At 37.8% G+C, this 14,092-nt stretch carries 12 protein-coding genes and 1 other annotated feature; all 12 genes read right to left on the bottom strand.

Features of this window, described 5'->3' with window-relative positions; genetic code table 11:
* Positions 1-16: 16 nt before the first annotated feature.
* Positions 17-2,083: an elongation factor G gene (gene fusA, locus AC4PID_RS10980; RefSeq protein WP_492132054.1), complete on the bottom strand. Its 2,067-nt coding sequence runs from the start codon at positions 2,081-2,083 to the stop codon at positions 17-19.
* Between the two features lie 65 nt (positions 2,084-2,148).
* Positions 2,149-2,619: a 30S ribosomal protein S7 gene (gene rpsG, locus AC4PID_RS10975; RefSeq protein WP_492132053.1), complete on the bottom strand. Its 471-nt coding sequence runs from the start codon at positions 2,617-2,619 to the stop codon at positions 2,149-2,151.
* 131 nt (positions 2,620-2,750) lie between these two features.
* Positions 2,751-3,167 (bottom strand): 30S ribosomal protein S12, encoded by a 417-nt coding sequence (gene rpsL, locus AC4PID_RS10970; protein WP_492132052.1) that lies wholly within the window; start codon positions 3,165-3,167, stop codon positions 2,751-2,753.
* Between the two features lie 31 nt (positions 3,168-3,198).
* Positions 3,199-3,447 (bottom strand): ribosomal L7Ae/L30e/S12e/Gadd45 family protein, encoded by a 249-nt coding sequence (locus AC4PID_RS10965; RefSeq protein WP_492132051.1) that lies wholly within the window; start codon positions 3,445-3,447, stop codon positions 3,199-3,201.
* 79 nt (positions 3,448-3,526) lie between these two features.
* A complete protein-coding gene (gene rpoC, locus AC4PID_RS10960; RefSeq protein WP_492132050.1) occupies positions 3,527-7,051 on the bottom strand; it encodes a DNA-directed RNA polymerase subunit beta' in 3,525 nt (1,174 codons plus the stop codon).
* 31 nt (positions 7,052-7,082) lie between these two features.
* Positions 7,083-10,772 carry a DNA-directed RNA polymerase subunit beta gene (gene rpoB, locus AC4PID_RS10955; RefSeq protein ID WP_492132049.1) on the bottom strand — a complete coding sequence of 1,230 codons (3,690 nt, stop codon included), beginning with the start codon at positions 10,770-10,772 and terminating at the stop codon, positions 7,083-7,085.
* Between the two features lie 253 nt (positions 10,773-11,025).
* Positions 11,026-11,391: a 50S ribosomal protein L7/L12 gene (gene rplL, locus AC4PID_RS10950; protein WP_492132048.1), complete on the bottom strand. Its 366-nt coding sequence runs from the start codon at positions 11,389-11,391 to the stop codon at positions 11,026-11,028.
* 39 nt (positions 11,392-11,430) lie between these two features.
* The gene (rplJ, locus tag AC4PID_RS10945) at positions 11,431-11,931 is read right to left on the bottom strand and encodes a 50S ribosomal protein L10 (protein WP_492132047.1); all 501 of its coding nucleotides are present in this window, start codon (positions 11,929-11,931) and stop codon (positions 11,431-11,433) included.
* A gap of 12 nt (positions 11,932-11,943) precedes the next feature.
* Positions 11,944-12,074 (bottom strand) — a sequence feature (ribosomal protein L10 leader region).
* A gap of 38 nt (positions 12,075-12,112) precedes the next feature.
* Positions 12,113-12,805, bottom strand: coding sequence for a 50S ribosomal protein L1 (rplA, locus tag AC4PID_RS10940; protein ID WP_492132046.1), 693 nt, complete (start codon positions 12,803-12,805; stop codon positions 12,113-12,115).
* 60 nt (positions 12,806-12,865) lie between these two features.
* Positions 12,866-13,291, bottom strand: a complete 426-nt coding sequence (rplK, locus tag AC4PID_RS10935) for a 50S ribosomal protein L11 (protein ID WP_492132045.1) — start codon at positions 13,289-13,291, stop codon at positions 12,866-12,868.
* A 14-nt stretch (positions 13,292-13,305) separates the two neighbouring features.
* A complete protein-coding gene (gene nusG / locus AC4PID_RS10930; RefSeq protein ID WP_492132044.1) occupies positions 13,306-13,833 on the bottom strand; it encodes a transcription termination/antitermination protein NusG in 528 nt (175 codons plus the stop codon).
* Positions 13,834-13,874: 41 nt separating this feature from the next.
* On the bottom strand, positions 13,875-14,081 hold the full coding sequence (secE, locus tag AC4PID_RS10925) for a preprotein translocase subunit SecE (protein ID WP_492132043.1): 207 nt from the start codon (positions 14,079-14,081) through the stop codon (positions 13,875-13,877).
* Positions 14,082-14,092: the final 11 nt, after the last annotated feature.

Below are 14,092 nucleotides of genomic sequence, written 5' to 3'. Positions count from 1 at the left end.
TTATCCTCCTACACGATTATTTTTTACCAAGAACCGCTTCAGCGATGCTTCTTGGGACTGGTTCATAATGACTGAAGATCATTGTATAAGTACCACGACCTTGAGAACTAGATCTAAGGTCTGTAGCATAACCAAACATTTCAGCTAATGGTACGTGTGCTTTAATAATTTGAGCGCCATGAACCATTTCCATACCTTCAAGCTTACCACGTCTTGAGTTGATATCACCCATAACGTCACCGAAATACTCTTCAGGTACTGTTACTTCAACTTTCATGAAAGGCTCTAGTAATACAGCGTCACCTTTTCTCATAGCTTCTTTTAAAGCCATAGATGCAGCAAGTTTAAATGCCATTTCATTAGAGTCAACTTCATGGTAAGAACCATCGTAAAGATTTGCTGTTACGTCGACAACTTCGAAGCCGCCTAAGATACCAGCTTTAAGTGCGCCTTGAACCCCATCATCGATAGCGTTCCAGTATTCTCTTGGAACTGTACCACCAGTAACTGATGATTCAAACGCGTAGCCTTTACCAGATTCATTTGGAGCAAATTTAATTTTAACATGACCGTATTGTCCTCTACCACCTGATTGTTTAGAGTATTTGTAGTCAATGTCAACTGGTTTAGTAATCGTTTCTTTGTAAGCAACTTGAGGAGCACCAATGTTCGCTTCTACTTTGAATTCTCTAAGCAGACGGTCAACGATGATTTCAAGGTGAAGTTCACCCATACCAGCGATGATTACCTGTCCAGTTTCTTCATCTGTATAAGTTCTGAATGTTGGATCTTCTTCTGCAAGTTTTGCAAGAGCGATACCCATTTTTTCTTGTCCTGCACGAGTTTTAGGCTCGATAGCTACGCGAATAACAGGCTCTGGGAATTCCATTGACTCAAGAACAATAATATGATCTGGGTCACATAGTGTATCTCCAGTAGTCGTATATTTTAAACCTACAGCAGCAGCGATATCGCCAGAGTAAACTTTATCAAGTTCTTCTCTTTTGTTTGCATGCATTTGAAGGATACGACCAACTCTTTCTTTTTTATCTTTAGTTGAGTTGTGAACATAAGAACCTGATTCTAATGTTCCTGAGTAAACTCTAAAGAATGTTAACTTACCTACATAAGGGTCAGTCATGATTTTGAAAGCTAAAGAAGAGAATGGAAGTTCATCACTAGCAGGTCTAGCTACTTCGTTACCATCTTCATCAACACCTTGAATTGCAGCTACATCTGTAGGTGCTGGCATATAATCCAATACAGCGTCAAGCATTTTTTGAACGCCTTTGTTTTTATAAGCAGAACCACAAAGAACTGGTACAATTACGTTGTCAATAGTTGCTTTTCTTAATGCAACTTTTAACTCTTCAACAGTAAGTTCTTCGCCTTCAAGATATTTTTCCATTAAGGTTTCATCTGATTCAGCGATAGATTCCATCATGTTATGTCTGTACTCTTCGCAAAGTTCAACCATATCTGCTGGAATTTCTGTTTCTTCGATATTTTCTCCAAGATCATCTCTATAAAAGTAAGCTTTCATAGCTAATAAATCGATAATACCTTGGAATTTATCTTCAGCACCAATTGGTAATTGAACTGGTACTGCATTTGCTTTTAATCTGTCCTTCATCATTTTAACAACTCTGAAGAAATCTGCACCAGTAATGTCCATTTTATTTACAAATGCCATTCTTGGTACGCCATATTTATTTGCTTGTCTCCATACTGCTTCAGATTGAGGCTCAACCCCACCCTTAGCACAGAAAACTGCTACGGAACCATCTAATACACGTAGTGATCTTTCAACTTCTACAGTAAAGTCAACGTGACCTGGCGTGTCGATAATGTTGATTCTTTTGCCTTTCCAGACACAAGTAGTCGCAGCAGAAGTAATTGTGATACCTCTCTCTTGCTCTTGCTCCATCCAGTCCATTGTCGCGCCACCGTCGTGCACTTCACCGATCTTATAGTTGATACCTGTATAATAGAGGATTCTTTCGGTAGTAGTCGTCTTTCCGGCGTCGATATGCGCCATGATGCCGATGTTTCTGGTATTCTCAAGTGAATAACCCCTACTCATCTTTATCCTCCTTTCGCTAAAAGGCATAAGCTTAGCATGCTAAGCTCATACCACACATGATAAAATTAGAATCTGTAATGTGCAAACGCTTTGTTCGCATCAGCCATTTTGTGAGTATCTTCTCTCTTCTTAACTGATGCACCAGTGTTGTTAGCAGCATCCATAATCTCTTTAGCAAGTTTTTCTTGCATCGTTCTCTCGCCTCTTTTGCGAGAGTAAGTGATTAACCATCTAAGACCAAGAGTTTGTCTTCTTTCTGGTCTTACTTCGATAGGTACTTGGTAGTTAGAACCACCAACTCTACGAGCTTTGACTTCAAGAACTGGCATAATGTTGTTCATTGCTGTTTCGAAAACTTCAGCAGGATCTTTACCAGTTTTTTCTTTGATCATGTCAAACGCACCGTAAACGATGCTTTGAGCAACGCCTTTTTTACCGTCATACATAACGGCATTGATTAATTTTGTTACCACTTTGCTTCCGTACATCGGATCAGGTAACACATCTCTTTTAGGAACATTCCCTTTTCTAGGCACTTTCTTCCCTCCTTATAACATGTTTTGGTCATTCATCGGTACTCGACATTTAATGTCGCTGTGCGGAACTTGCTATTGAATTTAAATTACTATATAAAGCCCCTTCCTTTCGGAAGAGGCCGGCTAAATCATTATTTTTTCTTTGGTCTCTTAGCACCGTATTTAGATCTTGCTTGCATTCTGTTGTTAACGCCAGAAGAGTCAAGCACACCTCTTACGATGTGGTATCTACAACCTGGTAAGTCTTTAACTCTACCACCTCTGATAAGAACAACACTGTGCTCTTGAAGGTTGTGGCCAACACCTGGGATATATGCAGTCACCTCAAAACCGTTTGTTAATCTAACTCTGGCAACTTTTCTTAAAGCTGAGTTAGGTTTCTTAGGTGTCACTGTCTTAACACTAGTACACACACCTCTTTTTTGTGGCGAGCTCATTTTAACTTGTTTTCTCTTAAGTGTATTTAAACTTCTTTGTAATGCAGGTGAAGTTGACTTCTCTTCGATTTCAAGTCTTCCTTTTCTCACTAACTGATTAATAGTAGGCATTCCTGTTCAGCACCTCCTTTCCTTTTAATATCTATTTTTCAATAACCGCTGTCGCAGCACCAACGTCAATATTACACGCACGCCCAAGCTCTTTCATAGTCTTGACATAAACAACTTCAACCGCTTTTGAGTTTGCAAGTTCGATGACTTTTTGAATCATCACTTGATCTGCATCTTCAGCAACAAATACGCTAAGAGCTCGATCTAAACTTAAAGACTTAATTGACTGCTTTATGCCAACGTTGATTTTTGAATGTTTTGCAAGGTCGCTTAGTTGCATACTGTGTCCCTCCTTGAAGTCGCCAATATGCACTTCATCATTTTAACACCATCAAAATTTACTGTCAATAAATTTTATGTTAAATACTATTAAAGGTTTCAACGTCTCCAAGATCAAAATCATTGTCTGATTTTACTGACATTTCTTTGTAATAACGCATACCTGTACCAGCTGGAATCAGTTTACCAATGATAACATTTTCTTTAAGACCAAGGAGTCTATCTTCTTTACCATTAATAGCAGCTTCTGTTAAGACACGAGTCGTCTCTTGGAAAGAAGCAGCTGACAAGAACGATTCTGTAGCTAACGATGCTTTGGTAATACCTAGTAATGTTCTAGTACCTTCAGCAAATTCGCCACCTTCAGTTTGAAGTGCTTCATTAATACGATTGAACTCTTTTAAACTAATTACAGTACCTGGAAGTAGTAATGAATCTCCAGATTCGTCAATTTTTATCTTAGAAAGCATTTGCTTAACGATGATTTCGATATGCTTATCATTGATATCAACACCTTGAAGTCTATAAACCTTTTGAACTTCTTTGATGATGTATTCTCTAACACCATATACGCCAACAACTCTAAGCAAATCATGTGGATTGATTGAACCTTCTGTAATAGATTGTCCTTTAATAACGCGATCGCCTTCTTTAACTTTAAGTCTTGCTCCGAATACGATTAACGAAGTATGTTGTTCACCAGTTTCTTCATTAGTAATAACAACTTCTTTCTTCTTCTTTGTTTCTTTAAATGAAACAACACCATCGATTTCAGCGATTACTGCGAGACCTTTCGGTTTTCTAGCTTCAAAAAGTTCCTCAACACGAGGTAGACCTTGTGTGATATCGCCGCCGGCAACACCTCCGGTATGGAACGTTCTCATTGTAAGCTGTGTACCTGGTTCACCGATAGATTGTGCAGCGATAATACCAACTGCTTCACCGACGTGAACTGGTTTTCCAGTTGCAAGGTTAAGTCCATAACATTTAGAGCAAACCCCATATTGTGTATCACAAGTAAGAACCGATCTAATTCTTAAAGTTTTAAAACCTGCAGCAATGATTTTATCTGCAATTTTCTCAGAAATAATTTGGTTGACTGTACAAAGTACTTCACCAGTTGTTGGATGTAAAATGTCTTCAACTGGATATCTACCCAAAATTCTTTCTGCTAAAGGCTCAATTAATTCATTACCTTCTCTAAATTCAACAACATCAATTCCTGAAGTTGTTTGACAATCAATTTCACGAACGATTACTTCCTGGCTGACGTCAACAAGTCTTCTTGTTAAATAACCTGAATCGGCTGTACGTAACGCTGTATCGGCAAGACCTTTACGAGCACCTGTTGTCGAAATAAAATATTCGAGAACTGATAAGCCTTCACGGAAGTTTGAAACGATTGGGATCTCAACTGTTTTACCAAGTGCATTGGCCATCAGACCACGCATACCTGCTAACTGTCTAATCTGGTTTTTAGAACCACGGGCACCTGAGTCCGCCATGATTTTAATGTTGTTTAAGTTAGAAAGATTTTTCATAAGTGCATCTGTAACTTCTTCTGTTGTTTTAGTCCAAGTTTGGATGACTTTTTCATATCTTTCTTCTTCAGAAATAAGACCACGTCTAAATGCTTTTTGATACTGATCAACCGTATTTCGAGCACCAGCAATAAGATCTTTTTTAGCTTCAGGAATATCCATATCAGATACAGCAACTGTAATTGCAGCTCTTGTAGAATATCTAAAACCAATATTTTTCATATGATCAAGTAGTTCTGCTGTGATTGTATTGCCATACTCAGCAAAACATTTTGCAATGATTTCTTCAAGGTCTTTTTTCTTACATAAGAAATCGATCTCTAGAGTATATGGGCTTTCAGTTCTATCAACAAAACCAAGATTTTGAGGAATTTTTTCATTGAAGATAAATCTACCAACTGTACTTTCAACTAGGATAGTTCTATCCTCGTCTGGCAGATATCTTCTCATTTGAACTCTTTCATGAAGACTAATCGCTTCATTATAGTACGCAAGGTTCAACTCGTCCATATCTTTGAAAATACGTTTTTCAGTTGGCTGCGCTTCATTTTGGTAGGTCAAGTAGTACGCACCTAGAACCATATCCTGTGTAGGTGTCGTAATCGGTCTACCATCTTTTGGTGCTAAAATATTATTAACAGAAAGCATCAAAAATCTAGCTTCTGCTTGTGCTTCGACTGAAAGTGGTACGTGGACCGCCATCTGGTCACCATCGAAATCGGCATTGTATGCAGTACATACAAGTGGATGTAGTCTAATCGCTTTACCTTCAACCAACACCGGTTCAAAAGCTTGAATACCAAGCCTATGAAGCGTCGGTGCACGGTTAAGAAGAACTGGATGTTCTGCGATAACCTCTTCCACGATACTCCAAACTTCTGGCTTCACTCTTTCAACCATACGTTTTGCACTTTTAATATTATGCACGTAACCATCGTTTACCAAACGTTTCATTACGAAAGGTTTGAATAATTCTAACGCCATCTTCTTAGGAAGACCACATTGATAGAATTTAAGTTCAGGACCTACTACGATAACAGAACGACCAGAGTAGTCAACACGTTTACCAAGTAAGTTTTGTCTAAATCGACCTTGTTTACCTTTTAATAAATCAGAAAGTGATTTAAGTGGTCTGTTACCAGGACCAGTAACCGGACGACCCCTTCTACCATTATCAATTAAAGCATCAACCGCTTCTTGAAGCATACGCTTTTCATTTCTAACGATAATATCTGGTGCACCAAGTTCTAAAAGTCTTTTTAGACGATTGTTTCTATTAATAACTCTTCTATAAAGGTCATTTAAATCTGCTGTAGCAAAACGACCACCATCTAATTGAACCATTGGTCTTAAATCTGGCGGGATTACTGGAACTACATCCAAAATCATCCATTCAGGATCATTGCCAGATTGTCTAAATGCTTCAACAACTTCAAGTCTTCTTACAATTCTAATTTTTCTTTGACCAGAACTGTCTTTTAACTGTGTTTTAAGCTCTTCTGCAAGACCTTCTAAGTCGACTTGTTGTAAAATTTCTTTTACCGCTTCAGCACCCATCATTGCTCTAAATGTATTGCCATATTTTTCCCTGTACTGAGCGTATTCACTTTCAGTAAGAAGTTGCTTATACTCTAAGCTTGTTTCACCTGGCTCAATCACAATATAAGAAGCAAAATATAAAACTTTCTCAAGCGACCTAGGTGATAAATCAAGAAGAATACCCATCTTAGATGGAATTCCTTTGAAATACCAAATATGAGACACTGGTGCTGCGAGTTCGATATGACCCATACGTTCACGACGAACTTTTGACTTTGTGACTTCAACGCCACATCGGTCACAAACAACACCTTTATATCTTACTTTTTTATACTTCCCACAATGACATTCCCAGTCTTTTGTAGGTCCGAAGATCTTTTCACAGAAAAGACCTTCTTTTTCAGGTTTTAAAGTTCTATAATTGATCGTTTCTGGTTTTTTAACTTCACCTTTTGACCACGATCTTATTTTATCTGGTGATGCTAATCCAATTCTTATAGAATCAAAATTGTTGAATTCGATCAAGGGCTACCTCTCCCTTCTCTATTAAAGTTAGTTACTCATCAAAATCTTCATCGTCTTCCATTAAAAAATCATCATCTGAATCAAAATTGTCATCCTCAACTTCTTGATTTGACTCTTCATCTGATAAATCATCAATAAATCCGCCACGCTCAATATCATTTGTTATCTTATTTTCTCTAAGAGCAGTATTGTAATCCAAACCATCATCGTCATCAGTGTCAACTTCGATTTCGATTTCGCCGGCATCATCTCTAAGAACTTTTACGTCAAGCGCAAGTGCTTGAAGTTCTTTGATTAATACTTTAAATGATTCTGGAATACCTGGTTCAGGAATGTTTTCACCTTTAACGATTGCTTCATAAGCTTTTACTCTACCTACGACGTCGTCTGATTTAACAGTCAAAATCTCTTGTAGTGTATGAGCTGCACCATATGCTTCAAGTGCCCAAACCTCCATCTCACCAAAACGCTGCCCACCAAATTGAGCTTTACCACCAAGTGGTTGTTGCGTTACGAGTGAGTAAGGTCCAGTACTTCTAGCATGGATTTTATCATCAACCAAATGGTGAAGTTTCAGCATGTACATGTAACCAACAGTTACGTGGTTATCAAACGCTTCGCCAGTTCTACCATCTCTAATTAAAAGTCTACCGTTACCTGGGTAACCTGCATCTTGTAAGATTTCTCTGATTTGAGTCTCTCTAGCACCGTCGAATACTGGGGTTGCGACTTTCCATCCTTTTTTCTTAGCTGCTAAACCAAGATGGACTTCAAGTACCTGACCGATATTCATACGAGAAGGTACCCCAAGTGGGTTAAGAACGATTTGTAGTGGTGTTCCGTCTTCAAGGAAAGGCATGTCTTCTACTGGTGAAATTCTGGAGATAACCCCTTTATTACCATGACGACCGGCCATTTTATCACCGATACTGATCTTTCTTTTCTTAGCGATGTATACACGAATGAGTTTGTTAACGCCAGGAGACAATTCATCCCCGTTTTCTCTTTCGAATTTTTTAACATCAACTATTATACCTGACTCGCCGTGAGGTACTCTTAATGAAGTATCTCTAACTTCACGAGCTTTTTCGCCGAAAATTGCTCGAAGCAATCTTTCTTCAGCAGTTAATTCAGTTTCACCTTTCGGAGTAACTTTACCTACTAAAATGTCACCAGAGTTAACTTCAGCACCGATTCTGATAATACCTTCAGCATCGAGATTTTTAAGAGCATCTTCACCGACGTTTGGAATATCTCTTGTGATTTCTTCTGGTCCAAGTTTAGTATCTCTTGCTTCTGATTCATACTCTTCAATATGAATAGAAGAAAGTTTATCTTCCATGACAAGTTCTTCGCTAATAAGGATCGCATCCTCATAGTTATAGCCTTCCCATGTCATGAAACCGATTAATAGGTTTGTACCCAATGCAATTTCACCATTATCAGTAGAAGGACCATCAGCAATGATTTCATCTGCAATCACGCGTTGACCTTTTTTAACCAATGGCTTTTGATTGATACATGTACCTTGATTTGATCGCTTGAATTTTAATAGCTTAAATCTATATTTTTTCTTATCTGCATCGCCTCTTACAACGATTTCTTCAGCTGAAACATATTCAATTACGCCGTCAACTGGTGACTTAACAACTGAACCTGAATCTTTTGCTGCTATATGCTCAATTCCTGTACCTATGATTGGCGCTTCTGCTCTTACGAGTGGAACTGCCTGACGTTGCATGTTCGATCCCATTAGGGCACGGTTAGCATCATCATTTTCAAGGAACGGAATCATTGCAGTTGCAACTGAAACCATTTGTTGAGCTGAAACCTCTACTAAATCAATGTCAGTAGATGGGAATTCTTTAATGTCTGCTCTACGACGAGCAACGATCCTATCACTGACAAATCGATTGTCATCTGATATCGGTTCATTTGCTGGTGCAACTGTATATTTATCTTCATAATCTGCAGTAATATAGATAATTTCATCTGTAATAACACCAGTTTTCTTATCTACTTTTCTATAAGGTGATTCAATAAAGCCATACTCATTGATTCTAGCAAATGTACTTAAAGAACCAATAAGACCGATATTTGGACCTTCAGGTGTCTCAATTGGACACATTCTACCATAGTGAGAATGATGTACGTCTCGAACCTCGAAGCCTGCTCTTTCTCTTGAAAGACCGCCAGGTCCGAGTGCTGAAAGTCTTCTCTTATGCGTTAACTCAGCAAGTGGATTCGTTTGATCCATGAACTGAGACAACTGAGAACTACCAAAGAACTCTTTGATTGCAGATACAACAGGTTTAATATTTATAAGTGCCTGTGGTGTAATCGCTTCCATATCTTGGATCGTCATGCGTTCACGAACAACTCTTTCCATTCTTGAAAGACCAATTCTAAATTGATTCTGAAGAAGCTCGCCTACGGAACGTATTCTTCTGTTACCCAAATGGTCGATATCATCCACATTACCGACACCCCAGTTTAAGTTAAGAATATAACTGAAAGATGCGATCATATCTGCCGGAATAATGTGTCTAGGAATAAGTTCAGACATTCTTTCTTCAACAGCATTAACTTGATCTTCTAAAGAATCATGTGTATCCATGATTTCTTTAAGAACTGGATAATATACTTTTTCCTTGATTTTAAGTTTTTCAGATTGAATATAAGTGTTAATATCAACGAAATGGTTACCGATTACACGAATAATTTTCTCATCATCACCATAGATGTCAACTTGTTTAACACCTGCGTTTTCAATAACTGTTGCCATATCAATTGAAATTTTTGTATCTTTTTCAACAAGGATTTCACCTGTCTGCGGATTGATAATATTCTCTGCAGAAACACGCTCTTCAATTCGGTTAGAAACACCAAGTTTTCTATTGAATTTATAACGACCCACTTTTGCAAGGTCATAACGCTTTTCATCAAAGAATAAAGAATAGATTAGGTTTCTTGCACTTTCTACAGTCGGCGGTTCACCTGGTCTTAACTTCTTATAAATTTCAATAAGACCTTCTTCTTGATTAACGGTGCTATCCTTATCTAATGTCTTAATCAATTTTTCATCTTCACCGAACATTGATAGGATTTCTTGATTAGTGTGATAGCCTAAAGCTCTGATTAATGTCGTAGCAGGCAATTTACGTGTTCTGTCAATTCTCACTGATACAACATCGTTTGAATCAGTTTCATATTCAAGCCATGCGCCTCTGTTTGGTATAATTGTACTTGAAAATAATCTGGTACCAACTTTATCGATTTTTACATCGTAGTATGGCCCTGGTGATCTTACTAACTGGCTGACGATAACTCTCTCAGCACCATTGATGATAAAAGTACCCTTGTCTGTCATCAATGGGAAGTCACCCATAAATACTTTTTGTTCTTTGATTTCGCTTGTTTCCTTATTAATGAAGCGCACTTGCACTCTTAAAGGAACGGCGAAGTTAACATCTCGTTCTTTACACTCTTCAACATCATACTTTGGTTCTTCATCGAGTTCATAATCAATGAATTCCAAGCTAAGATTTCCTGTGTAATCTTCGATTGGCGAAATGTCCTTAAAGGCCTCTTTTAGACCTTCTTCAAGAAACCACTCATAGGATTTTCTTTGGATCTCAATTAAGTTTGGTTTCTCAAGTAGCTCATTGATTCTAGCAAAACTCATTCTTTCTGTTTTTCCGAGCATTACAGGTTGTGGCATTAAATTTTCACCCCTTGTGTAATAAAAGTCGTTGTATTATAAAAGGAACAAATCCTTTTCTAACCATCAATGCTTAGCATTTAGAAACGCAGAAAACTCCATTCTAAACATACTTATAGCATTATAAAATAATATCACACTTGTCTATGGGTGTCAACATCATTTTAAAAGAATGTTTAGAATAGAGTTTTCATTTTTGTAGCATTTGAAGCAAAAAGCCACCATTTCTGGTGGCTATTCATTTTAATCGAAATTATTTTAATTCGATAGCAGCGCCAGCTTCTTCTAAAGCAGCTTTCATTTTGTCAGCTTCATCTTTAGATACACCAGCTTTTAATACTTGTGGAGCACCATCAACTAAATCTTTAGCTTCTTTTAAGCCAAGACCAGTTAACTCTCTAACAACTTTGATAACGCCAATTTTCTTAGCGCCAGCGTTAGCTAAAACTACGTCAAATTCAGATTTTTCTTCAGCAGCTTCAGCAGCAGCACCGCCAGCTACAGCAACTACAGGAGCAGATGCAGATACGCCGAATTCAGCTTCACATGCTTCTACTAATTCTTTTACTTCTAAAATGCTCATGCCTTTGATAGCTTCAATAATTTGTTCTTTAGTCATTTTAAACACCTCCGGTTATTTTTCAGTTATGCAATGCAATTAAGCATTTGCACCCTCTTTTTCTTTGATAAGATTTGATAAGAAATAAGCGAAATTTGAAACTGGAGCCTTGACACTTCCAAGGAATCTTCCAATTAACACTTCTTTTGATGGTAGATCTGCAATTTCTGTGATTTGTTCAAGATTACAGTAAGCGCCTTCAACAACGCCTGCTTTAAGTTCAAGCTTTTTGTGACCTTTAGCAAAATCTTTAATGATTTTAGCTGGAACAACCGCGTCTTCGATACCGAAAGCGATCGCATTTGGACCAGTCAAATCTTGAGATAATGACTCAAAAGGTGTATCTTTAATAGCGATTTTTACTAAGTTATTTTTGTAAACTTTGTACTCAACGCCAGCTTGTCTAAACTTAGTTCTAAGTTCAGTTACTTCCTCAACAGTTAAACCTCTGTAATCTACGAGAACAGCAGACTTAGCACTTGCGAACTTTTCTTTAATTTCTTCAACTGCTACTTTTTTAGCATCAAAATTATTTGACATTTGTCCACCTCCTTGTATAAAATAAAACCTCTCTTCCGTAGACAAGAGAGGTTATAATTTACGTTACATAAACTATTTATTCTTACCTCGGTAGGAAATTAAGCCTTAGCACCTACTGTCTACGGTTTATATGCATTTTTTAAGACAAAGCAATTCTATCAGAGATTGAATAACTTGTCAATTATAATTTTGCAGCATTGAGTTTAATTCCAGGACCCATTGTACTAGAAAGCGTTACGCTTCTTAAATAAGTTCCTTTAGCAGCAGCTGGTTTCGCTTTTACTACTGCGTCAATCAATGCGCTTAAGTTTTCAGACAATTTAACTTCATCAAAAGAAGCTTTACCGATAGATACGTGTACAATATTTGTTTTGTCAAGTCTGTACTCTACTTTACCAGCTTTGATTTCGTTAACTGCTCTTTCAAGATCGAATGTTACGGTACCAGATTTAGGGTTTGGCATCAAACCTTTAGGACCTAAAACTCTACCTAAACGACCTAATTGTCCCATCATGTCAGGTGTAGAAACGATAACATCATAGTCAAACCAGTTTTCGTTTTGGATTTTAGTAATAATGTCCTCTGCGCCTACGAAATCAGCGCCAGCTTTTTCAGCTTCAGCAGCTTTTTCGCCTTTAGCGATAACAAGAACTCTTTTAGTTTTACCAGTACCGTGTGGTAAAACGATAGCGCCTCTAACTTGTTGGTCAGCATGTCTACCGTCAACGCCTAATTTGATGTGAAGTTCAACTGTCTCATCAAATTTAGCTTTAGCAGTTTGCTTAACTAATTTTATTGCTTCATCAACATCATAAAGTCTGTTTCTTTCAACTAACTTTTCTGCTTCTTGATAAGCTTTACCTCTTTTTGGCATTTCTTACCTCCTTAGTGGTTACGCGGAAATTTTCCTCCCACATAGTTCATGAGACTTTTATTAGTCTTCGATTACAATACCCATACTTCTTGCAGTACCTTCGATCATGCTCATTGCAGATTCGATGTTTGCAGCATTTAAGTCTGGCATTTTGATTTCAGCGATTTCTCTAACTTTAGATCTTTTAACTGTAGCTACTTTCTTTTTGTTAGGTTCACCTGAACCGCCTGCGATACCTGCAGCTTTAATTAACAAGTTTGCAGCTGGTGGCGTTTTAGTGATGAAAGTATAAGATCTATCTTGGTAAACAGTGATAACAACAGGGATAATCATACCCTCTTGATCAGCAGTTTTAGCGTTAAATTCTTTAACGAATTGCATGATGTTAACACCTTGTTGACCTAATGCTGGACCAACTGGTGGAGCTGGAGTTGCTTTACCTGCTGGAATTTGTAATTTTACTAAACCAGTTACTTTTTTAGCCATTGACATTCACCTCCTTAAAAATTCTTTTTAACTTGATCGAACTCGAGTTCCACTGGGGTTTCTCGACCAAACATCGAAATCATCGCTTTGACCGATTGTCTTTCCATGTGGATTTCCTCTACTGTTCCAATAAAGTTCTCAAATGGACCAGATATAACAGTAATTGTGTCACCGACCTCGAAATCGACTTGGATCATACGTTTTTCTAGACCCATATTTTCAACTTCTTCATCAGTTAGTGGAATAGGCTTTGAGCCGGGACCAACGAATCCTGTTACTCCTCGTGTGTTGCGTACGACATACCAAGACTCATCTGTCATAATCATTTTAACTAATGCATAACCTGGGAAGATTTTTTTCGACTTGTCTTTTCTCTTACCGGCTTTGATCTCAACGACCGTTTCCGTCGGCACTACAACTTGTAGAATAACGTCTTCCATGCCTCTGTTTTCAACGATTTTCTCGATATTTGCCTTTACTTTGTTTTCATGACCAGAGTACGTATGAACCACATACCACTTCGCATTGTTTGCATCTGCCATGTTTCTGATTCAACCTCCTCCCAATAGTTACCGGATCAGTTTTAAGCAAGTAAGTTGAAGAGAAATTTAAAGATTGTATCTAGTATACCAATGACAATTGCTGAAAAAGCACACATAGCTAGTACAACCAATGTGTAATTCCATACATCTTGTCGAGTTGGCCAAGTTACTTTCTTAATTTCACTTTTCACACTTCTGTAAAACTTGCCTGCACTAAACTTGTTTTCTTTTACATTACTAGAAGCCATTTATCTCAACC

The sequence above is a fragment of the Fusibacter sp. QWL-12 genome, from assembly GCF_058683495.1.
This window is presented reverse-complemented; position numbering and strand designations above follow the sequence as displayed.

Bases quoted from the DNA above. Each gene is read 5' to 3' on its own strand.
- rpsL (WP_492132052.1), bottom strand. From the start codon at position 3,167: ATGCCTACTATTAATCAGTTAGTGAGAAAAGGAAGACTTGAAATCGAA.
- AC4PID_RS10965 (WP_492132051.1), bottom strand. From the start codon at position 3,447: ATGCAACTAAGCGACCTTGCAAAACATTCAAAAATCAACGTTGGCATA.
- rplA (WP_492132046.1), bottom strand. From the start codon at position 12,805: ATGCCAAAAAGAGGTAAAGCTTATCAAGAAGCAGAAAAGTTAGTTGAA.
- fusA (WP_492132054.1), bottom strand. From the start codon at position 2,083: ATGAGTAGGGGTTATTCACTTGAGAATACCAGAAACATCGGCATCATG.
- rpoB (WP_492132049.1), bottom strand. From the start codon at position 10,772: ATGCCACAACCTGTAATGCTCGGAAAAACAGAAAGAATGAGTTTTGCT.
- nusG (WP_492132044.1), bottom strand. From the start codon at position 13,833: ATGGCAGATGCAAACAATGCGAAGTGGTATGTGGTTCATACGTACTCT.
- secE (WP_492132043.1), bottom strand. From the start codon at position 14,081: ATGGCTTCTAGTAATGTAAAAGAAAACAAGTTTAGTGCAGGCAAGTTT.
- rplL (WP_492132048.1), bottom strand. From the start codon at position 11,391: ATGACTAAAGAACAAATTATTGAAGCTATCAAAGGCATGAGCATTTTA.
- rplK (WP_492132045.1), bottom strand. From the start codon at position 13,291: ATGGCTAAAAAAGTAACTGGTTTAGTAAAATTACAAATTCCAGCAGGT.
- rplJ (WP_492132047.1), bottom strand. From the start codon at position 11,931: ATGTCAAATAATTTTGATGCTAAAAAAGTAGCAGTTGAAGAAATTAAA.